At 71.1% G+C, this 20,515-nt stretch carries 19 protein-coding genes; 2 read left to right on the forward strand and 17 right to left on the reverse strand.

Annotated features, from left to right (window positions below):
* Window positions 1-243 precede the first annotated feature (243 nt).
* The 17 genes from ruvA to pgsA all read right to left on the reverse strand — a co-directional run bounded on the left by ruvA (window position 244) and on the right by pgsA (window position 16,530).
* Window positions 244-864: a Holliday junction branch migration protein RuvA gene (ruvA, locus tag HCN51_RS25220; protein WP_168012166.1), complete on the reverse strand. Its 621-nt coding sequence runs from the start codon at window positions 862-864 to the stop codon at window positions 244-246.
* Between the two features lie 183 nt (window positions 865-1,047).
* On the reverse strand, window positions 1,048-1,578 hold the full coding sequence (gene ruvC, locus HCN51_RS25225) for a crossover junction endodeoxyribonuclease RuvC (RefSeq protein ID WP_168012303.1): 531 nt from the start codon (window positions 1,576-1,578) through the stop codon (window positions 1,048-1,050).
* Between the two features lie 104 nt (window positions 1,579-1,682).
* Window positions 1,683-2,825 carry a GNAT family N-acetyltransferase gene (locus tag HCN51_RS25230; protein ID WP_346433784.1) on the reverse strand — a complete coding sequence of 381 codons (1,143 nt, stop codon included), beginning with the start codon at window positions 2,823-2,825 and terminating at the stop codon, window positions 1,683-1,685.
* An 11-nt stretch (window positions 2,826-2,836) separates the two neighbouring features.
* A complete protein-coding gene (locus HCN51_RS25235; protein WP_168012168.1) occupies window positions 2,837-4,465 on the reverse strand; it encodes a carbohydrate ABC transporter permease in 1,629 nt (542 codons plus the stop codon).
* 305 nt (window positions 4,466-4,770) lie between these two features.
* Window positions 4,771-5,523 carry a YebC/PmpR family DNA-binding transcriptional regulator gene (locus HCN51_RS25240; protein ID WP_080036950.1) on the reverse strand — a complete coding sequence of 251 codons (753 nt, stop codon included), beginning with the start codon at window positions 5,521-5,523 and terminating at the stop codon, window positions 4,771-4,773.
* A gap of 3 nt (window positions 5,524-5,526) precedes the next feature.
* Window positions 5,527-6,105, reverse strand: coding sequence for a pyridoxal 5'-phosphate synthase glutaminase subunit PdxT (gene pdxT / locus HCN51_RS25245; RefSeq protein WP_168012169.1), 579 nt, complete (start codon window positions 6,103-6,105; stop codon window positions 5,527-5,529).
* A 105-nt stretch (window positions 6,106-6,210) separates the two neighbouring features.
* Window positions 6,211-7,080 carry an endonuclease/exonuclease/phosphatase family protein gene (locus tag HCN51_RS25250; protein ID WP_168012171.1) on the reverse strand — a complete coding sequence of 290 codons (870 nt, stop codon included), beginning with the start codon at window positions 7,078-7,080 and terminating at the stop codon, window positions 6,211-6,213.
* A gap of 14 nt (window positions 7,081-7,094) precedes the next feature.
* The gene (locus HCN51_RS59720) at window positions 7,095-7,499 is read right to left on the reverse strand and encodes an MFS transporter (RefSeq protein WP_240973225.1); all 405 of its coding nucleotides are present in this window, start codon (window positions 7,497-7,499) and stop codon (window positions 7,095-7,097) included.
* A complete protein-coding gene (locus tag HCN51_RS25255; RefSeq protein WP_240973226.1) occupies window positions 7,496-8,305 on the reverse strand; it encodes an MFS transporter in 810 nt (269 codons plus the stop codon). Before HCN51_RS25255 ends, HCN51_RS59720 begins: the two co-directional genes overlap by 4 nt.
* Window positions 8,306-8,331: 26 nt before the next feature.
* Window positions 8,332-8,826, reverse strand: coding sequence for a MarR family winged helix-turn-helix transcriptional regulator (locus HCN51_RS25260; protein WP_168012173.1), 495 nt, complete (start codon window positions 8,824-8,826; stop codon window positions 8,332-8,334).
* Window positions 8,827-9,200: 374 nt separating this feature from the next.
* Entirely contained in the window at window positions 9,201-10,880 is a 1,680-nt protein-coding gene (locus tag HCN51_RS25265; RefSeq protein ID WP_168012175.1) for an alkaline phosphatase D family protein, read from the reverse strand.
* A 241-nt stretch (window positions 10,881-11,121) separates the two neighbouring features.
* On the reverse strand, window positions 11,122-12,036 hold the full coding sequence (gene pdxS, locus HCN51_RS25270; protein WP_080036944.1) for a pyridoxal 5'-phosphate synthase lyase subunit PdxS: 915 nt from the start codon (window positions 12,034-12,036) through the stop codon (window positions 11,122-11,124).
* Between the two features lie 105 nt (window positions 12,037-12,141).
* Window positions 12,142-13,158, reverse strand: a complete 1,017-nt coding sequence (locus HCN51_RS25275) for a DUF3048 domain-containing protein (protein ID WP_230465996.1) — start codon at window positions 13,156-13,158, stop codon at window positions 12,142-12,144.
* A gap of 63 nt (window positions 13,159-13,221) precedes the next feature.
* Window positions 13,222-13,764, reverse strand: coding sequence for a hypothetical protein (locus HCN51_RS25280; RefSeq protein WP_168012177.1), 543 nt, complete (start codon window positions 13,762-13,764; stop codon window positions 13,222-13,224).
* A 101-nt stretch (window positions 13,765-13,865) separates the two neighbouring features.
* Complete coding sequence (locus tag HCN51_RS25285; protein ID WP_168012179.1) at window positions 13,866-14,996, reverse strand: glycosyltransferase family 4 protein; 1,131 nt, start codon at window positions 14,994-14,996, stop codon at window positions 13,866-13,868.
* Window positions 14,993-15,904 (reverse strand): phosphatidylinositol mannoside acyltransferase, encoded by a 912-nt coding sequence (locus HCN51_RS25290; RefSeq protein WP_168012181.1) that lies wholly within the window; start codon window positions 15,902-15,904, stop codon window positions 14,993-14,995. Before HCN51_RS25290 ends, HCN51_RS25285 begins: the two co-directional genes overlap by 4 nt.
* Complete coding sequence (gene pgsA / locus HCN51_RS25295; RefSeq protein WP_080036939.1) at window positions 15,901-16,530, reverse strand: phosphatidylinositol phosphate synthase; 630 nt, start codon at window positions 16,528-16,530, stop codon at window positions 15,901-15,903. The genes HCN51_RS25290 and pgsA overlap by 4 nt, the downstream gene beginning before the upstream one ends.
* Window positions 16,531-16,675: 145 nt before the next feature.
* On the opposite strand from pgsA, the gene HCN51_RS25300 reads away from it, so the two are divergent.
* Both HCN51_RS25300 and HCN51_RS25305 read left to right on the forward strand, forming a co-directional pair.
* Window positions 16,676-18,814: an elongation factor G-like protein EF-G2 gene (locus tag HCN51_RS25300; protein WP_080036938.1), complete on the forward strand. Its 2,139-nt coding sequence runs from the start codon at window positions 16,676-16,678 to the stop codon at window positions 18,812-18,814.
* A gap of 132 nt (window positions 18,815-18,946) precedes the next feature.
* Window positions 18,947-20,494: a glycoside hydrolase family 10-like protein gene (locus HCN51_RS25305; RefSeq protein WP_168012183.1), complete on the forward strand. Its 1,548-nt coding sequence runs from the start codon at window positions 18,947-18,949 to the stop codon at window positions 20,492-20,494.
* Window positions 20,495-20,515 lie beyond the last annotated feature (21 nt).

Below are 20,515 nucleotides of genomic sequence, written 5' to 3' on the forward strand. Positions count from 1 at the left end.
CCCCGGCCGGTACGGGCCGGGCCGCCGGCCCGTGGGCGGCGACCGGCAGGCGCCGGCGCCTTGAGGCCGTCGCGTCGTCGGCCTTTCGAGCCTGGGGATCGTCGGCCTTTCGAGCCTGGGGATCCGAAGATGTCACCTTGTGGTCTGCGGTCCTCACCTCAGCGCGGGCATGGCGCCGTACCAAGGGCGGGCGGGGACCGGTGGGGTCCGCGCAGGTGAGCGGCCGGGCAAGGCGGACGGGGGTCATCGGACGCTCAAGGAGCGGAGGGCGGCCTTCAGGAGGGCGGCCACCTGGGGCTGGCGGCCGGCGGCGAGCTCGGCGTCGGCGTCCGGCTCCACGGCGGCGACCGCCTCGTCGGCGTCCTTGCTGGAGTAGCCCAGCCCCACCAGGCCCGAGTGGACCTGGTCCCGCCACACCGCCACCCGCCGATCCCCGTGGAGGGCGGCGTTGACGGCCTCCTCCGGTGTGCCGAGCCGGTCCTTCAGCTCCAGGATGATGCGCTGCGCCCCCTTCTGCCCGATCCCCGGCACCTGCGTGAGCGCCTTGACGTCGCCGGAGGTCACCGCGACCCGGAGCGTGTTGGGCGTGTGCACGGCCAGCATCGCCAGGGCCAGCTTGGGGCCGACGCCGCTGGCGGTCTGCAGGAGCTCGAAGACGGCGCGCTCGTCGTCGGTGGCGAAGCCGTACAGGGTGAGTGACTCCTCGCGCACCACCAGCGACGTGGCCAGGCGGGCGTCCTCGCCCATCCTCAGCGTCGCCAGGGTGCCGGGGGTGCAGTGGGTGAGGATGCCGACGCCGCCCACCTCGATCACGGCTCCGTCCGGCGCTATCGCCGTCACCTTGCCCGCCACCGACGCAATCACAGCCGTCCTCCTGTCACTGGCCCCACCACGATCCTGCTTCCATCACCGGCTCCTGTTCATAGCGCACTCCACGCCCCGAAGCCCACTCACGACGCGCTGCACCTCGCGATCCGCCTTCCGCGCCACCGCGACCGCGGCCACGAGACCCGTACAGGCGCGCGTGGGGTGAGGAGGCGGGGGAGGTCATCGGATGGGGTTTCGGCGGGTGGCGCGGGACAGGGCCTGGGAGAGGCGGTGCTGGGCGCCGCCGCGCCACACGTGGCAGATGGCCAGGGCGAGGGCGTCGGCGGCGTCGGCGGGCTTGGGCATCTCGGCGAGCCGCAGCAGGCGGGTGACCATGGTGCCGACCTGTTTCTTGTCGGCGGTGCCGCTGCCGGTGATGGCGGCCTTGACCTCCGACGGCGTGTGCAGGGCCACGGGCAGGCCGCGGCGGGCCGCGCAGAGGATCGCGATGCCGGCCGCCTGCGCGGTGCCCATGACCGTGCGGACGTTGTGCTGGCTGAAGACCCGCTCCACCGCCACCGCGTCGGGGCGCACCTCGTCGAGCCAGCGTTCGATGCCGGCCTCGATGCCGACGAGCCGGGCCCCGAGCTCCTCGTCGGCCCCGGTGCGCACCACTCCGACGGCCACGAGGCTCAGTGGTGCGCCCGGGCGCCCCTCGACCGCGCCGACGCCGCATCGGGTCAGCCCTGGATCGACGCCCATCACCCGCACCGGCCCCGCCCTTCCGTCGCCGAACATCTGTTCGGCATGAGACTTTACTCCGGCGAGGGTGGGCGCGCAGCGGGCCGCGAAGATCCGGCGGGCGTCCGGTGGGGTCAGAAGTAGTCGAGCATGTACGGCCTGGCGGCGAAGGCGGCGTCGAGTGCCTGGTCGTATCCGTCATGTCCGGTCATGAGGCCGGCGAGGCGGAGGGTGCGGGTGGGGATCCCGGCGTAGAGGGCGGAGAATCCGTTCACTGAGAGCGTGACGCCGGGCTGCTCGACGGGCGTCGCCGTGCCCGATCCGCCGGAGATGTCCAGCCGCCACGTGCCCCCGCCCCTGATCGGGTCGTCCACGGTCACGACGGCCTCGCAGGTCACGTGCGGGGGGAAGCCGCGCCGGGCCACGGCGGTGGCCACGTCCAGCACGCGAAACATCCAGCGCACCTGCTGGACCTGCTCCTTCGTCCGCTCGCGCAGCAGCCACAGCACCGGGTCGTCCGGCGCCACGGAGGCGACGACCTCGCGGGCGATCGTGGACGCGCTGCCGACCAGGGACCACAGGGCGCGCAGGGTCTCGGGGGAGGCGGCGACGATGTTCTCGACCTCCATGGCGTCGCCCTTCCACCGGTAGACGGCGTAGCCGTCGTCGGCGAGGTAGAGGAAGTCGTCCTCGTTGGCGAGCCACAGGTTCCAGGTGTCCTCGTCCCAGGAGATGGCCCCGCTCGACCGGGCCGCGCCGTGCGCGCGGTGCAGGACGGCCATCAGCTCGGCCGCGTCGCCCGGCCCCATTCGGCGCAGCTTGACCGGCGCCGCCGGCCGGATCCCGCGCAGCGACTCGGCCGGCAGGCGCACGTTGTACTGGGCCCCGGCGTGCTCGTAGCCGACCCCGCGGTAGATGGCGGTGGTGGCCGGGAAGAGCGCGGAGACGGCGTCGCCCAGCTCGGCGGCGCGGTTGACGACCGCGCGCATGATCGTGGTGCCGACGCCGAGCCCGCGGTCCTCCGGGTTCACGGTGACGCCCGCGACCCCGGCCATCGGCTGCGGCTTGCCGTGCCACCACTGCGTGAACCTGCGCAGACGCGCCGCCGCGGCCAGCCGCGTGCCGTCGAACGCCCCCAGGTAACGCCCCTCCCCCAGCGCCGGGAGGACGGCCTTGCGCCACCTCTCCCTGTCGTCGGCCGACAGCGGGCCGAACGAGCGCTTACGCAGGTCAAGGACGTCGTCGAGATCTTCGGGAGTCAGGTCGCGTATTTCCACAAGCCGTCACCCTACGCAGCCGATGTGCGGGCGTGCGAGCGGTTTGTCTGGATCGCGAGCCGGTCGAGGTAGAGGAGCTGCGCGGCCACGAGAGCGGCCAGCGCGACGGCGACCACGACCAGCGGCGTGGCGGCGCCCAGGTCGGGCGCGGCCCCGTCGTAGCCGCTGAGCTGGTGCATCTGGGCCACCGGCGCGGTGAACATCCCCGGCTTCTGGATGACCAGCAGCGGCCAGAGCAGGTCGTGGGCGTTCACGAGGGTGACGGCGCCGGCCAGGATGCCCGCCATGGGCAGGGACGGCAGGAACACGCCGCCGAAGAAGTCGCCGCCCGCCCGTTCGGCCAGGCCCTTGCACAGGAGTGTGAGCACCAGCAGCGCCGGGACGCTCACCAGGAGCGGCGGGATGAGCGCGGGGAAGGAGTCGATGAGGCCGAGGTTGTGCACGTTCTGCCAGTTCGCGACGGTCAGCGGGCCCGCGCCGACGAACAGCCAGGGGGCGAACGGCAGCAGCAGCCACTCGCTGGCGCGGCCGAGCGGGCGCAGGCCGCCGATGCCGAGCGCCGCCAGGTAGGCCACGCCGACCGAGACGACCGCTCCGGTGATCGCGGGCGCCCAGGTGGTGAGCTGGGTGGTGAAGCTCCCGGCGGGGGTGGAGGGGGGTGAGGCGAGCACGCCGTCCATCCAGGGCCAGGCGAGGACGAGGGCGATCGCGATGACGACCACGAGCGCCCCGACGCCGGCCGCCACCCTCCCGGGGGCGGGCGCGGGGGCCGATGAGGTTCCGTCGGGCATCGAGGACGGGGTGCGGGGCGTCAGCGTGATGCGCAGGCGCGCCGTCACCGCGACGACCGTGGCGACGATCCCCAGCACGCCGAGGATCACCCCCGTGAGGGCCGCCACGGACGCCCCAGGCCCGAACTGGGCCTGCCGGAAGGCGAAGTCGTACTGGAGCCCCGCCAGCGTCTCTGTGGCCCGCTGAGGGCCTCCCTTGGTGAGCACCAGGCCGAGGGAGAACGTCTGGAGCCCCACGGCGACCACGGCCAGCGCGACGAGCAGCCCGACGACCAGCGTCGCGGGCCCGGGGGTGCCTCCGCGCAGGGCGGGCAGGAACGCGATCACGGCCAGCGCGCACACCACCCCGAACGTGCCGGCCGCGACGATCAGCCGCATCGTCCCCGGGGCGCTGCCCGGCTCGGTCAGCCCTTCGGCCAGCGTGGCCAGGCCCGACGCGTTCGGCATGAGGCCGCGCAGCCAGGCGCCGGCGACCGCCACCGGTGAGAAGACGACCACGGCCAGGGAGAGCGCGATCCGGCCCGCGCGGCGCGGCCACGTGCCCGCCCGGTCGAGTGCCAGCGCGAGCAGCGGCCCCACCACCACGGCCACCAGCAACGGGATCACAGTGAGCGAGAGCGTGAACCCGAGCGCCTGCCAGAACCCGCTCTCGCCCAGCAGCTTGCCGTAGTTCGCCATCCCCACGTAGGTGCTCTCCCGCAGGACGCCGCCGCTCTGGAAGCTGAGCCAGATCGTCTGGGCGGTCGGCAGCACCAGGGTGATGAGCGCGCCGAGCAGCGCGGGCACGGCCAGGAGCCAGCCGAGGGCGGGCGGGACGACGAAAGCCTGAGGAGGGGTGGGGGAAGTCACGTCGCCAGACCCTACGCTGCCCCGGCCCCTCGCGCACGCCACGAAACGCGTTGCGCGGAAGTGGCCGTCGTATGCCCGGATGTGCGGCGATGCCGGCATGAGCGCCTTCACGAAGGGCGAACACGACGGAGGGTCCAGCGATACGGGCATGAGCGCCCTTCACGGAGGGCGAGCACCACCACAGAGGGCGAGCACCACCACAGAGGGCGAGCACCACCACAGAGGGCGAGCACCACCACAGAGGGCGAGCACGACGGAGGGCCCGGCGCCGGCCGGGCCCTTCGCGCGATCCGCGTCCGTACGGGCTAGTCGAGCGCCGCCAGCACCTCGTCGGAGACGTCGAAGTTGGCGAAGACGTTCTGGACGTCGTCGCTGTCCTCCAGCGCGTCGATGAGGCGGAACACCTTCTTGGCGCCCTCCTCGTCGAGCGGCACGCTCATCGTCGGCAGGAAGCTGGACTCCGCCGAGTCGTAGTCGATGCCGGCGTCCTGCAGCGCCTTGCGCACCGGCACCAGGTCGCCGGCCTCGGAGACGACCTCGAAGGTGTCGCCCAGGTCGTTGACCTCCTCGGCGCCCGCGTCGAGCACGGCCATCAGCACGGTGTCCTCGTCGAGCCCGTCGGTCTTGGGCACGATCACGACACCCTTGCGGTTGAACATGTACGAGACGGACCCGGGGTCGGCCAGCGAGCCGCCGTTGCGGGTGAGGGCGACGCGCACCTCGGAGGCGGCGCGGTTGCGGTTGTCGGTCAGGCACTCGATGAGCACCGCGACACCGCCGGGCGCGTAACCCTCGTACATGATCGTCTGCCAGTCGGCGCCGCCCGCCTCCAGGCCACCGCCACGCTTGCGCGCCCGCTCGATGTTGTCGTTGGGCACGGAGTTCTTCTTCGCCTTGAAGATGGCGTCGAAGAGGGTGGGGTTGGCGTCCGGGTCAGGGCCACCGGTCCGGGCCGCCACTTCGATGTTCTTGATGAGCTTGGCGAACAGCTTGCCGCGCTTGGCGTCGAGCGCGGCCTTCTTGTGCTTCGTCGTCGCCCATTTGGAGTGGCCGGACATTACCTAGAGCTCCCTCACCATGTCTACGAAGTAACGGTGCACGCGTACGTCCCCGGTGAGCTCGGGATGGAACGACGTAGCGAGCAACGGCCCTTGACGGACCGCGACGATCCTATCCCCAGGCTCGCACTTGCCCAGCACGTCGACGTCCGCGCCGATGGATTCGACCCAGGGGGCCCGGATGAAGACCGCGTGCACCCGCTCCCCGGCGAAGTCGAGATCCGACTCGAAGGAGTCGACCTGGCGGCCGAACGCGTTGCGCCGGACCACCATGTCGATGCCGCCGACGGTCTGCTGCCCGGCGATGCCGTCCTCGATCCGGTCGGCCAGCATGATCATGCCGGCGCACGAGCCGTAGGCGGGCATGCCCTCCTTGACGCGCAGGCGCAGCGGCTGCAGCATGTCGAAGGTCTCGGCGAGCTTCCACATCGTGGTCGACTCGCCGCCGGGGATGATCAGGGCGTCGACCGCGTCCAGCTCGGCGGGGCGGCGCACGGCGGTGGCCGTGGCGCCTGCCTCCTGGAGCATGCGCACATGCTCGCGCACGTCTCCTTGAAGGGCGAGCACACCGATCGCGGGCACAGTCGATCCTTTCGTCCGGGTGTACGGGTTCCGAACATTCAACACCAGGATGGCCGGACATCTTCCGGCCGGGGGACCGTATCCAGCCGGTTCGCCGCAGGCGTCCTACACAGTCATCTCGGCGTGTACGGGTTTGTGGTCCGACAGGGTGACGCCGCGGCCCACGTGGCAGCGCCGCACGCTGCCTTTGGGAGCGAAGAGGTAGTCGAGCTTCTTGCCCTCCCTGGTCCAGCCGCCGGTACGCCGCGCGCCCCGCTGGCCGCACTCCTCGTACACGCGGTAGAAGGGGGCCACGGCACGGCGGCCGGCGGCGCCGCCGTACCCGCTGTCGGGGGGCGAGACGTTGAGGTCGCCGCCGACGACGCTGCGGTAGCCGGGCTCGGCGGAGATCTCCAGCAGGCGTTCGAGCTGTTTCGTCCGGTACGGGGCGCCCGGCTGCCGGTCGTCGTAGGCCGTGCCCGCGGACAGATGGGTGCCGCAGGCGCGGACCTTCCTGGCGGGCAGGTTCGCGCAGACGGCGGCGCGCCTGACGTACCAGGGCGGGGCGGGCAGCTCGTGGACCTCGAAGGCGACCCGCTCGCCCGCCACCGCGACCGCGACGCTCTGCGCGCCGCGCGGGCGGCCGAGCAGGTCGGGGTGGCAGGCGTACGGCTTGCCGTCGTGCGTGGTCAGGCCCCAGGAGGCGATCGACCAGGGCCTGCCCGTGTGCTGTTCGAGCCAGAGCTCCAGGGTGCCCGCCGCGCCCGTGCAGAACTCCTGGAGGAAGAGCACGTCGGTGCGGCGGGTGAGCGCCTGCCTGCCGATCTGCTCGGCCAGCTCGACGGGGCCGGCCCGGTAGAGGCGGCAGGCGGAGTTGGTGCCGGCGCAGACGTTCCACGTCATCACGGACAGGGTCGTCCTGGCGGCCGGGTGCGGCTGCTGCGGTGCGGGCAGCATGCACACGCTCGCCAGGAGCAGCATGACATGTCCCCACATGGTGGGACATGTTGTCACATGGTGGCTGCTGCCTGGGCGGTGTCGTGCACGACGTGATCCGCGTCAACGCGCGACAGGCTGCGCAGGTGGTGACGGCGGGCGTACAGGATGATCATGCCGACCGCGCAGCAGAGCGCCCCCAGCACGTACGGCACCGCCACCCCCACCTCCTCGCCCAGCTTCGTGGCGACGAACGGAGCCAGCGCGCCGCCCATCCAGCGCACGAAGTTGTAGCCTGCCGAGGCGACCGGCCGGGGAGCGTCGGAGACCTCCATGGCCGACTCGGTGAACACCGTGTTGTTCAGGCCGATCGGGATGCCGGACAGGATCGTGAACACGATGATCCCCGCGTGCCCCGACAACGCGATGCCGATCTGGAAGACGGCCAGCAGGGCCAGCGCCAGGTGCAGCACGTTCACCGAGCCGATCCTGCGCTGCAGCGGCGGCGCCGCGAACACCGACGACAGCGCCACGCAGACGCCCCAGCCGAAGAAGACGGCGCCGATGCCGTACGCGGACATGCCGAGGATGAACGGCGTGAACGCAGCACCGTGAAGAACGCGAAGTTGTAGAACAGCGCCGTGAACGCCGTCGTGGACAGGCCCCCGTGCGCCAGCGCCCTGATGGGGGCGCTCAGGCGGGTCTTCCGCGCCGGCTTCGGCGTGGCCCTGAGCATCGTGGCGATCAACACGAAACCGACGGCCATGAGCGTGGCGGTGCCGAAGAACGGGGCCCGCCAGTTCCAGTCGCCCAGCAGCGCGCCCACCAGCGGGCCCAGGGAGATGCCGAGGCCGAGCGCGGCCTCGTACAGGATGATCGCCGACTCCGCGCCCCCGCTGGCCGCACCCACGATGACCGCCAGGGCGGTGGCCACGAACAACGCGTTCCCCAGCCCCCAGCCCGCGCGGAACCCGACGAGCTCCGCGACGCTGCCGGACGTGCCGGCCAGCGCCGCGAACACGACGACCAGCACCAGCCCCACCAGGAGCGTGCGCTTGCCGCCGATCCGGCTCGACACCCAGCCGGTGACCAGCATGGCCACCGCGGTGACCAGGAAATAGCTGGTGAACAGCAGGGAGACCTGGCTGGGGGTGGCCTTCAGACCCTGGGCGATGGACGGGAGGATGGGATCGACCAGCCCGATGCCCATGAAGGCCACGACCGCGGCGAACGCGGTGGCCCAGACGGACACGGGCTGGCGGAGGATTCCGCCGCCGGTTTGCATGTTGCTCCTTCTCCTACAGGCTCTCTTTACGAGCGGCCGAGCTGTTCCCCGCGGCCGGGCTCTTGCGAGCGGCCGGGCTCTTGCGAGCGGCCAGGCTCTTGCGAGCGGCCGAGCTTCGCCAGCACGGGCAGGGCGGCCGCGAGCGTGGCGCGCTCGTCCTCGGTGAGCGCCTCCAGCTCACGCGTGAGATGGGCGACCCTGGCCTGCCGTACGGCCCGCAGCCGGTCACGGCCCTCGACGGTGAGCTCGACCGTCCTGACGCGCGCGTCGGCCGGGTCGGAACCCCGCGCCACCAGGCCCGCGTCCTCCAGGCGGTTGATCTGGACGGTCATGGTGGGCAGCTGCACGGCATGCTCCTCCGCCAGCTCCGTCATCCGCCGCGGCCCCGCCTCCAGCGAGCCCAGGACGCCGTACTGCTGACTGGTGACGGGCTGGCCGGCGACGGTGCGCCTGAGCAGGAGGACCAGGTGCCGCAGCACCGCCGAGACCTGCTCGGCCAGGTGAGTGGGATCGTCCCTCATGCTTAGCCCAACTAACTTAGCCTGACTAATATTCCCCTCTTGCCGAGGCACGGAAGCCTGCGCCACCGACGCGACAGGCCGGCAGTCGACCGCGGGAAAAAGCGCGGGAGGAGGCGGGACGCCTGGGACAGGGCGCCGGGGACGCGGCACGGGGGCGCAGTGGACATGAGGGCGAGCACGCAGAGCGGGGCGCAGGGCGGAGGGTGCAGCGCGGGGCGCGGGGCGCGGGGCGCGGGGCGCGGGGCGCGGGGCGCGGGGCGCGGGGAAGCGTGGGCACGCACAGGAGGTGAGGCGTGCCCACGCTGGTTCGCCCTCCGCGAGCAGCCGAAATGCGGAGGAAAGGCGGAAGGAAAGGTGGACGAACCGGACGACCCCTACGGCCGCTCGGTCTCCAGCCGCACCGTCTCCTCCACCGTCATGGACCCCCGGCTGCGCAACGTCGGGTCCAACGGCCTCAGGTAGGTCTGCTGCACCCCAGGCACCCGATCCTCGATGACGAACGTGGCCCGGGTGTACACCTCTCCCCCGGGCGTCTGCACTTGGGGAACGACCTTGAAGTCGGCCGACATCTGCGAGCGCTCGATCTTCGTCAGCACGTACCCGCGCTGGTTGTTGTAGAACTTCAGGTGCGGGTTGATGGCCAGGAACGGGTGGGAAGCCGGGTCGGAGTCGGCGCCGTTGCCGCCGGTGGAGATCGACGTGGCGACCAGTTCGGAGCCGACGGTGGGCCCGGTGGGGTCGTCGTAGTCGAGTTTGAGGTCGCTGGCCCAGTGGGCGTGGACGTCGCCGGTGAGGACGACGGGGTTGCGGACCTGCGCGTCGATCCAGCCCTGGGTGATGCGGCGGCGGGAGGCGACGTAGCCGTCCCAGGCGTCCTGGGAGGTGACCTTGGCGGGGCCTTCGTTGTTGTCGCGCTGGGCGAAGAAGACCTGCTGGCCGAGGATGTCCCATTGGGCGCGGGAGTGGCGGAAGCCGTGCAGGAGCCATTCCTCCTGGGCGGCGCCGGTGATGGAGCGGGCGGGGTCGACGGCGGCGGGGCAGTCGCGGTAGCCGTCGCCGCAGCCCTGGTCGTCGCGGTACTGGCGGGTGTCGAGCATGTGGAAGGTGGCCAGGCGGCCCCAGCGGATGCGCCGGTAGAGCTGCATGTCGATGCCGCGCGGGATGGAGGTGCGGCGCAGCGGCATGTTCTCGTAGTAGGCGCGGAAGGCGGCCTCGCGCCTGCTGAGGAAGTTCGGCTGGGGGATCTCCGGCTTTTCGGGCACCTCGTCGGCCCAGTTGTTGTCGAGCTCGTGGTCGTCCCACACGACGAGCCAGGGGGCGGCGGCGTGCGCGGCCTGGAGGTCGGGGTCGGCCTTGTACTGGGCGTGGCGCTGGCGGTAGTTGGCGAGGGTCTCGGTCTCGGGGCCTTCGTGGTGGCGGACGTTGCCGCCGGGGATGGTGTAGCTGTTCTTGGTGTATTCGTACTGGTAGTCGCCGAGGTGCAGCACGAGGTCGGGGTGCTCTTCTGCGAGGCGGCGGTACGAGGTGAAGTAGCCGTGCTCGTACTGGGCGCAGGAGACGAAGGCCATGGCCAGGCCGCCGCCGTAGGAGAGGGGGTGCGGCGCGGTGCGGGCGCGGCCGAGCGGCGAGACGTACGGGCCGACGCGGAAGCGGTACCAGTACTCGCGGTCGGAGCCGAGTCCCTGCACCTCGACGTGGACGCTGTGTCCCCATTCGGGGGCGGCGACGGTGGCGCCGGCGCGCACGACGCGGCGGGCCCGTTCGTCGGCGTAGATCTGCCACTGCACGGTGAAGGGCCGCTGCGGCATGCCGCCGAAGCCGTCCTCGGCGAGGGGCTGCTGGGCCAGTCTGGTCCAGATGACGAAGCCCTCGCTGTCGGGGTCGCCACAGGCGACGCCGAGCGTGAACGGGTCGGTGGTCAGGCCGCGCGAGGCGAGGCTGTCAGCGCTTTCGACAGGGCCGGGGTCGGCGTGCGCGGCACCCGCGGGGATCGCCGCGGCGGCGCCCGCGGTTAAGCCGGTGACGAGGAAGTGCCTGCGGTTCAGCTTGGACACGGGTGGCTCCCGGGACGATCAAGGGGCGAGCGGAGGAAGATCAGGGGACGAGGGCTGCCCCGTAGCTTGACTGAGCATCATGACCACCCGGTGAACTCCACACAACGCCAAAAAGGCGACATCCTTCGCGGATGCCGCCTTATCTGGCAATTTTCATCGTCAGCCCCCGCCGGGCCCTACCGGCCCGCCAGGGGTGATCGTCTCACGCGTCCAGCGCGATGACCTGCAACGACGCGCCCGTTTACCAGCCGCGCTCGGCCAGCCGGTGCGGCTGCGGGATCTCGTCGACGTTGATGCCGACCATGGCCTCGCCCAGGCCGCGCGAGACCTTGGCGATGACGTCGGGGTCGTCGTAGAACGTGGTGGCCTTGACGATGGCCGCGGCCCGCTTGGCCGGGTCGCCCGACTTGAAGATGCCCGAGCCCACGAACACGCCCTCGGCGCCGAGCTGCATCATCATCGCGGCGTCGGCGGGGGTGGCGATGCCGCCCGCGGTGAACAGCACGACCGGCAGCTTGCCGGTCTTGGCGACCTCGGCGACCAGCTCGTACGGGGCCTGCAGCTCCTTGGCGGCGACGTAGAGCTCGTCCTCGGGCAGCGAGGTGAGCCGCTTGATCTCGGCGCGGATGGTGCGCATGTGGGTGACGGCGTTGGAGACGTCGCCGGTGCCGGCCTCGCCCTTGGAGCGGATCATGGCCGCGCCCTCGGTGATGCGGCGCAGGGCCTCGCCGAGGTTGGTGGCGCCGCACACGAACGGCACGGTGAACTGCCACTTGTCGATGTGGTTGGCGTAGTCGGCCGGGGTGAGCACCTCCGACTCGTCGACGTAGTCGACGCCGAGCGACTGCAGCACCTTGGCCTCGACGAAGTGGCCGATGCGGGCCTTGGCCATGACGGGGATCGAGACGGCGTTGATGATGCCGTCGATCATGTCGGGGTCGCTCATGCGGGACACGCCGCCCTGGGCGCGGATGTCGGCGGGCACGCGCTCGAGGGCCATGACGGCCACCGCTCCGGCGTCCTCAGCGATCTTGGCCTGCTCGGGGGTGACGACGTCCATGATGACGCCGCCCTTGAGCATCTCGGCCATGCCGCGCTTGACGCGCGCGGTTCCGGTGACGGGGGTGCTTTCTGGCGTGCTGGTCGACACGGTCATCCTCACGGGCTCTCACGGCGATTCTGTAGGTCTTTCAAGCCCATCGTAGGTCCTGGAGGACCCCTCCCCCGACATGCCAAGATGTCAGGATTCGGCCACCGAGTTCTACGGAATGACAGGCTTGCGGCTGGCGAGGGCGACCCAGACCTGGCCGGGGGCGAAGTTCATCGGCTCGCCGCTCTCAGTGGTGAACGTCGTGCCGCTCTCCTCCGATTCCCGCTCCCACCGCGCCTTGAAAGCTTTACCGTCGCGCAGCACGATCGCCGAGCCCTTGCCGGTGGTGTGGACCAGCGGCGTGTAGCTCTGGTTCTTGTCGTGGAACTCCGAGCGCTCGGTCTTGGTGTACTGGACCACTATGGTCGGGGCGCCGAGCTGGCCGCCCTCGGCGGCCATGTCCTTCTTGCCGTCCTGCCAGATCAGCCACTGCTTCTTCTCCTCCGACCAGGCGAAGGTGAAGCGGGCGGCGGGCCACTTGACGGTGTACGACTTCTTGTCCACCCCGCCCTCGGCCGGGGCGTCGCCGAAGGTGAAGCCGATGTCCTTGGCCTTGGTCGCCTTGGGGGCCTTGGCCAGGAGCTGCTTGGTGTTGGCGAACAGGTTGTAGGGGGCGAAGCGGCCGGGCTGGCGGAAGTACGCGCCGGGGTTGCGGGTGTCGCCCACGTCGAACAGCGACGCCTGGGCGATGAACGGCAGCATCTTGGTCTGCGCGCCCGAGTACGAGAAGGCGGGCTTGCCGAACATCGGCGCGATGTGCAGGTCGGAGATGCGCGCGCTGCGCACGGGCCCCACCTTCGGCGGCAGCTTGGAGGAGAAGATCGCCATGAGCCGGGTCAGCCCGGCTTCGACCTGCTCGATGTAGACGATGTCGGCGCTCTTGAGCCCCAGCTGGGGCTTGCCGGCCGCGGTGTTCTCGATCTTGACGGCCAGTACGGGCTTCAGCGCGTCGTACGGCTTGCCGGTGAACGGGTGGGCCTTGACCTCTTCCTGCTCCTCGCTGGGCGCCGCCGTGGCGGACGGCGCGGGCGCCTGGCCGGCCGCGGGATCGTCCGAGGAACAGGCCGCCACCGGCAGCAGCACGGCCGCTCCGGCCAGGTAGACCGAGATCATCCGGGGTAGCCGCACGTGTAACTCTCCTCGCTTCAGCCCGAAAAACGGGATGAAGCTTACTGGCTTCCCCAAATCAGGTCATTCAGTTGCCATAGCTGCGGGCGGATTGTCATCAATCTCGAAGAATTGCGGGTATTCGGTGTGCCCGGCCAGGCGCAGCGTCCTGGCGAGCCAGCGGTCCTGCGCCGCCCGCGTCACCGCGACCGCGTTGTTGAAGAAGCGGCGAGAGTAGACCACCTTGGCCACCGCCGCGTCGAGCTCCTCCAGCAGCTCACGGCCGCCGGGCGACTCCGCCAGCTTCTCCCTGAACCGGTCCTGGTCCACCACCGCGCGCAGCGTGCGCGACAGGTCGCTCTCGGCGTGCTCGCGCTCCTCGGGGCCGGCCGACCTGGCCTCGTGCGCCGCCGCGGCCAGCACCAGGGACGTGGCCGGGTCGAGCAGCCGCGAGCCGGCCAGCTCCAGCACGACCGCGCGGCGCCGCATCAGCGCCGCGTCCAGCGACTCCTGGGCCAGTTCCAGGCGGATGTGCAGGCGGTCCAGCCGCCCGGCCCGCCAGGAGATGTAGACGGCCGTGAGCACGACCACGATGCCCACGATCAGCACGATCATGGTGGATGTCACAGATCTTCCTCCACGCGCCGGACCGCCAAGGTCACAGGTCTTCCTCCACGCGCCGGACCACCAGCGTCACAGGTCTTCCTCCGCGCGCCCCGCGCGCCTCATCACAGGTCCTCTTCCACGCGCCCCGCGCCGCTCGTGGTGACGGTCTCGTAGACGCGCACGACGTCGCGCGCCACCGTGGACCAGTCGTACTTGCGCACCGCGACCAGCGCCTCGGCGGCCAGCTTGGCGCGCCGCTCGGGCGCGTCGAGCAGCGCGGCGGCCTCGCGCGCCAGCGAGGCGGGGTCGCGGTTGGCGAACAGCGCGCCCGCCTGCCCGTCGCCCAGCACCTTGCGGAACGCCGGGATGTCGCTGGCCAGCACCGTCGCCCCGGACGCCATCGCCTCGGCCAGCACGATGCCGAAGCTCTCGCCCCTGGTGTTGGGCGCCACGAACACGTCGACGGAGTGGTAGGCGCGGATCTTGTCGGCCTCGCTGACCATGCCCAGCACCGTCACGCGGTCGCGGAACTCCCTGGGCACCTTGTCGTAGACGTCCTTCTCGTCGCCGGGCCCGGCGATGAGCAGCTTCACGTCGGGCCGCTCGGCCGCCAGCGTGCGGAAGGCGTCGAGCAGGATCGGCAGCCCCTTGCGCTCTTCGTCCATGCGGCCGAGGAAGCCGAGCGTGGAGCCGTCGGGGCCCCACCCGTCGAGCGGCTCGGCCTCGGTGTAGCGGGCGACGGTGACGCCGTTGGGGATGAGCACGGTGTCGCCGCCGAACTGCTCGACCAGGCTCTTGCGGGCCGCGTCGGAGACCGCGATGCGGCCGCTGAGCTTCTCCAGCGCGCTGCGCAGCAGCGGCTCGGCCACCGCGATCGCGCGCGAGCGGGTGAACGAGGCGTGGAAGGTGGCCACGATCGGCCCCTTGGCCGCCCAGCAGGCCAGCACGCCCAGGCTCGGGATCAGCGGCTCGTGGATGTGCAGCACGTCGAAGTCGCCCGTACGGACCCAGCGCCGCACCCGCGCGGCCGACAGAAACCCGAACGACATCCGGGCCACCGACCCGTTGTACGGCACGGGGATCGCCCGCCCGGCGCCGGTCACGTAGGGAGGCAGCTCCTCGTCGTCGGCCGCGGGCGCGATGACCGACACGTCGTGGCCCTGCGCGATCAGGGCCTGGGCCAGGTCGTCGATGTGCTGCTTGACGCCGCCGGGGACGTCCCACGCGTACGGGCAGACGATGCCGACCCTCATCGGGGCTCCAGGTCGTCGAGCCAGAGCCGCTGCAGCATGTGCCAGTCTTCGGGGTGCTCGGAGATGCCCTTCTCGAACACGTCGGCCAGGCCCTGCGCCACGGCGGCGACCTTCTCCTGCCGGCTGCCCTCGGCGGGGACGGGCAGCTCGGGGTGGATGTGGATGCCCCAGTCGTCGCCGACGAAGTAGACGGTGGCGGGCAGCAGCGCCGCCCCGGTCTGGACGGCGAGCAGCGGCGGCCCGGCGGGGTATTTGGTGGTGGCGCCGAAGAAGGTGACCTCGATGCCGCTCTTGGTCAGGTCGCGCTCGGCGGGCAGGCAGACGACGCCGCCCTTGCGCACCCGGCCGGCCAGGGTGCCGAAGTTGTGGCCGTCGCCGCCGGTGAGCGGCAGCACCTCCATGCCGAGCCCTTCGCGGAAGGCGACGTACCGGCGGAACAGCGACTCGGGCTTGAGCCGCTCGGCGACGGTGGTGAACGGGTGGCCCACGCCCACCAGCCAGGCCCCCGCCTGGTCCCAGTTGCCCATGTGCGGCAGCGCTAACACCACGCCCCGGCCGGCGGCCACGTTGTCGTGGATGTGCTCGGCCCCGATGACGTGGGTGCGGCGGACGATCTCGCCGCGGTCCATGGACGGCAGCCGGAAGATCTCGTGGAAGTAGCGGAAGTAGGAGCGCATCCCGGCCCTGCTCAGCTCGCGCAGCTCGGCGCTGTCGGGGGGCAGCCCCGTGACCCTGGCGAGGTTGGACTCCAGCCTGCGCACGGACTTGCCGCGCCGGCTCCAGACCCGGTCGGCCAAGAAGCGGAAGACCGCCGCCGTCGGGCGCTGGGGCAGCAGCGGCACCAGCGTCCAGCCCGCCGCGAACCCGGCCGCCACGACCCGGTCACCGATGGACACCTTTTCGCTCATCGCTCCCTCGTCTGGGTCTGCTGGTACACGGCCACCACGCGCTGGCCGACGGTGATCAGGCTGGCCACCGCGAGCAGCCACATGCCCGCGGGCAGGATGTACGGCACGCCGAGCCCCGAGAAGCAGGCGGCGACCAGGGCCACCACCAGCCGCTCCGGCCGTTCGGCCAGCCCGACGTCGGCCGTCAGCCCGAGCCCTTCCGCCCTGGCCTTGGCGTAGGAGACCACGGCGCCCGCGATGAGGCACACCAGCGTCACGGCGGCCATCAGGGTGTCGTGGACGGAGATGAAGTACATGATCAGGCCGGCGAAGATGGCGGCGTCGGCGACCCGGTCGAGCGTGGAGTCGAGGAAGGCCCCCCAGGTGCTGCCCCCCTTCCCGCCGAGCCGGGCCACCACGCCGTCGAGCAGGTCGAACAGCACGAAGACAGTGATCACGAGTGCCCCCCAGGTGAGGTGCCCCAGGGGGAAGAAGAGCAGGGCGGACACGACGGTGCCGAGGGTGCCGACCGCCGTGACGGCGTTCGGGCCGATCCCGCGGCCGACGAGGGCCCTGCCCAGCGGGGTGAGTATCCGGGTCATGGCCGGGCGCAGGAGTTTGAGCATCGCCGTCCGATCGTAGGCCATGGCGAGCCTGACAACTTTCTTTGCCCCGCCCCCCTTGTGATATCCGCCACACGGGTATTTGGTGAACACACCGCGTCCATGCGGTTGACAGCACCCTCCGCGCGGGCGCGGCGTCGAACGACAACCGACGACGCGGGAGGCCGATGTGGCGGAAAGAAACTCTGGTGGCGCCGTAGGAGCCGCGGGCAGGGCACCCGCGGCCGACAGGGCGGATGCGATACGCAATGTCGTGCTTGTCGGCCACTCGGGAGCGGGTAAGACGACCCTCGTCGAGCAGCTGCTTGCCGCGACGGGCACCATTCAGCGCCCGGGACGGGTGGAGGACGGCAACACGGTCAGCGACTTCGACGAGGTGGAGGTCCGGCAGCAACGCTCGGTCAACCTCGCCGTCGCGCCACTCGTGCACAACGGCATCAAGATCAACCTTCTCGACACCCCCGGCTACGCCGACTTCGTGGGCGACCTGCGCGCGGGGCTGCGCGCGGCGGACGCGGCGCTGTTCGTGGTGTCGGCCTCCGACGGGGTGGACGGCCTGACGCGGATGCTCTGGGAGGAGTGCGCGCAGGTCGGCATGCCGCGCGCGGTCGTGATCACCAAGATCGACCATCAGCGGGCGGACTTCGACGAGGTGCTCGCCACCTGCCAGGACGTCTTCGGCGACGGCGTCGCGCCGCTCTATCTCCCGGTGATCACCAATGGTCACGTGAACGGGCTGATCGGGCTGCTGACGCAGAAGTTCTACAACTACGCCACGGGCGCGCGCACGGAGAAGGATCCGGGCGCCGAGTACGAGGCGCAGATCGAGGAGCACCGCGGCACGCTGATCGAGGGCATCATCCAGGAGAGCGAGGACGAGTCGCTCATGGAGCGCTACCTCGAGGGCGAGCCGATCGACACGAAGGTGCTCATCGACGACCTGGAGAAGGCCGTCGCGCGCGGCAGCTTCTACCCGGTGCTGTGCAGCGGCCTCGGGGTGGGCGCGCAGGAGCTGCTGGAGCTGATCACGCAGGGCTTCCCGTCCCCGCTCGAACATCCCATGCCCGAGATCACCGACCTGTCCGGCAAGCCGGTCAAGGGCATCACGTGCGACCCGGAAGGGCCGCTCGTGGCCGAGGTCGTCAAGACCACCAGCGACCCGTACGTGGGCCGCATCAGCCTCGTCCGCGTCTTCTCCGGCACCCTGCGCCCCGACATGACCGTGCACGTCTCGGGGCACGGCCTGGCCGAGCGCGGGCACGAGGACCACGACGTGGACGAGCGCATCGGCACGCTGACCTGCCCGCTGGGCAAGCAGCAGCGCAACATCGCCAAGGGCTCCGCGGGCGACATCGTGGCGGTGGCCAAGCTGTCGCGCGCCGAGACCGGCGACACGCTGTCGGAGGTGGAGCGCCCGCTGCTGATGACGTCGTGGACGATGCCCGACCCGCTGCTGCCCGTGGCGATCAGGGCCAAGTCCAAGGCCGACGAGGACAAACTGTCGCAGGCGCTCGGCCGGCTCGTGGCCGAGGACCCGACGCTGCGGCTGGAGAACAACGCCGAGACCCGCCAGCTCGTCCTGTGGTGCATGGGCGAGGCGCACACCGACGTGCTCCTCGACCGCCTGGCCAAGCGGCACGGCGTGGAGGTCGAGCGGATCGAGCTGCGGGTGCCGCTGCGCGAGACGTTCGGCGGCAAGTGCCAGGCGATGGGCCGCAACGTCAAGCAGACCGGCGGCCACGGCCAGTACGCGATCTGCCACCTGGAGGTCGAGCCGCTGCCGTCCGGCGGCGGGTTCGAGTTCGTGGACAAGATCGTGGGCGGCGTGGTGCCGCGGCAGTTCATCCCGTCGGTGGAGAAGGGCGTGCGGGCCCAGATGGAGCGGGGCGTCGTCGCCGGCTACCCGATGGTGGACGTGCGGGTCACCCTGTACGACGGCAAGGCGCACTCCGTCGACTCCTCCGACATGGCCTTCCAGATCGCGGGGCAGCTCGCGCTCAAGGAGGCGGCCTCGAAGGTCCCGACCCTGCTGCTGGAGCCCGTGGACGAGCTGTCGGTGCTGGTGGCCGACGACTACGTCGGGTCGGTGATGTCCGACCTGTCGTCGCGGCGTGGGCGGGTGCTGGGCACCGAGCCGGTCGGCACGGGCCGCACCCTGGTCAAGGCCGAGGTGCCGGAGCTGGAGATCACGCGGTACGCGATCGACCTGCGGTCCATGTCACACGGCACGGGCACGTTCACCAGGACGTTCCTGCGCTACGAGCCGCTCCCGCCGAACCTCGCGAGCAAGGTGGCGGCCGAGGATTGAGGCCCCGTGGAAGAGCCGGGAGGGATTTGTCCCTCCCGGCCCACTTGTACGCATATATAACAAAAGTGTTGCGACTTGATTTCGGTTTCTCGTCCCGAGCATGCCGGAGCGGGTGTCACACTGGGTGGCACTATGCGAACTGGACGCCCACTCCTGGCCGCTGCCGCTCTGGCCGTCGCCACCACGACGGCCGCCTACGTCTTCGGCCCCGAGAGCCCCGCAGCGAGCGAGAAGAAGACGACCGTCGCCGCGCCCCCCGCCGCGGCCTGCAAGGCCGATGCCCGCTACCCCAAGCGTGAGCTGCGCGGGGTGTGGATCGCCACGACCCAGAACATCGACTGGCCCACCAAGGCGGGGCAGAGCGCCGACAGGCAGAAGGCCGACTACGTCAAGATCCTCGACAGCGCCGCGAAGCGGAATCTCAACGCGGTGTTCGTCCAGGTCAGGCCCGCCTCCGACGCTCTCTACAAGAGCTCGCTGGAGCCCTGGTCGCAGTATCTGACCGGCACCGCGGGCAAGGACCCGGGCTGGGACCCGCTGCCGTTCCTCATCGACGAGGCGCACAAGCGCGGCATGGAGTTCCACGCCTGGTTCAACCCCTACCGCGCCTCCTACGGCGACAGCACCGCCGCGCTGCCGGCCGGCCACCCGGCCCGCCGGCACCCCGACTGGACCGTCAAGTACGGCGGCCGCCTCTACTACAACCCCGGCCTGCCGGCCGTGCGCGAGCACGTGACCAAGGTCATCACCGACGTCGTCGACCGCTACGACGTCGACGGCGTGCACTTCGACGACTACTTCTACCCCTACCCGGTGGCGGGGGCGAAGTTCGACGACAGCGCCGCCTTCCGCACGTACGGCAAGGGCGAGAAGCTGGCCCAGTGGCGGCGCGGCAACGTCAACAAGCTCGTCGCGCAGGTCGACAAGGCCGTCCACGCGGCCAAGCAGCACGTCAAGTTCGGCATCAGCCCGTTCGGCATCTGGCGCAACAAGGCGCAAGACCCGACCGGCTCCAGCACGTCGGGCATGTCCGCGTACGACTCGATCTACGCCGACGCCCGCGCCTGGATCAAGGCGGGCACCGTCGACTACGTCCTGCCGCAGCTCTACTGGCCGCGCGGCCACAAGCTGGCCGACTACACCACGCTGGTGCGCTGGTGGTCCGACGAGGTCAAGGGCAGCGACGTGCAGCTCTACATCGGCCAGGGCCTCTACCGGGTCGGCGCCAAGGACGACAAGGCGTGGCTCAAGGCCGGCGAGATGGCCGCGCAGGTGGGCGTCAACCGCGCCAGCAAGCAGGTCGACGGCGCCGTCTACTTCAGCGCCAAGAACCTGATGGCCAACCCGCTCCGCTCGATGGACCGCGTCAGCAAGAGCTACTACAGCCGTCCGGCACTGCTGCCGCTGAACGACTCGCTCGGCGGCTCGGCCCCGGCCGCGCCCGGCGGCGCCAAGGCCGACGGGTCCCGGCTGTCGTGGCAGCCGTCGGAAGGCGCCCGGTCCTACGCCGTGTACCAGGTGCCCAAGTCCGGCAAGGACTGCCACACCACCGACGCCCGCAACCTGGTGGCCGTGGTGAGCGAGCCGTCCTACACGGCGAAGTCGGCGGGCACGTACCTGGTCACCTCGCTCGACCGCCTGCAGCACGAGAGCAAGGCCGTGAAGGTGAAGGTGGACTGACGTTCGGCCGAAAGGCCGGTC

It is taken from the genome of Nonomuraea composti, from assembly GCF_012034275.1.
GTDB classification, from domain to species: Bacteria; Actinomycetota; Actinomycetes; order Streptosporangiales; family Streptosporangiaceae; genus Nonomuraea; species Nonomuraea composti.

Bases quoted from the DNA above. Each gene is read 5' to 3' on its own strand.
- HCN51_RS25240 (WP_080036950.1), bottom strand. From the start codon at position 5,523: ATGTCCGGCCACTCCAAATGGGCGACGACGAAGCACAAGAAGGCCGCG.
- HCN51_RS25250 (WP_168012171.1), bottom strand. From the start codon at position 7,080: ATGTGGGGACATGTCATGCTGCTCCTGGCGAGCGTGTGCATGCTGCCC.
- HCN51_RS25255 (WP_240973226.1), bottom strand. From the start codon at position 8,305: ATGCAAACCGGCGGCGGAATCCTCCGCCAGCCCGTGTCCGTCTGGGCC.
- HCN51_RS25260 (WP_168012173.1), bottom strand. From the start codon at position 8,826: ATGAGGGACGATCCCACTCACCTGGCCGAGCAGGTCTCGGCGGTGCTG.
- pdxS (WP_080036944.1), bottom strand. From the start codon at position 12,036: ATGACCGTGTCGACCAGCACGCCAGAAAGCACCCCCGTCACCGGAACC.
- HCN51_RS25285 (WP_168012179.1), bottom strand. From the start codon at position 14,996: ATGAGGGTCGGCATCGTCTGCCCGTACGCGTGGGACGTCCCCGGCGGC.
- HCN51_RS25290 (WP_168012181.1), bottom strand. From the start codon at position 15,904: ATGAGCGAAAAGGTGTCCATCGGTGACCGGGTCGTGGCGGCCGGGTTC.
- pgsA (WP_080036939.1), bottom strand. From the start codon at position 16,530: ATGGCCTACGATCGGACGGCGATGCTCAAACTCCTGCGCCCGGCCATG.
- HCN51_RS25305 (WP_168012183.1), top strand. From the start codon at position 18,947: ATGCGAACTGGACGCCCACTCCTGGCCGCTGCCGCTCTGGCCGTCGCC.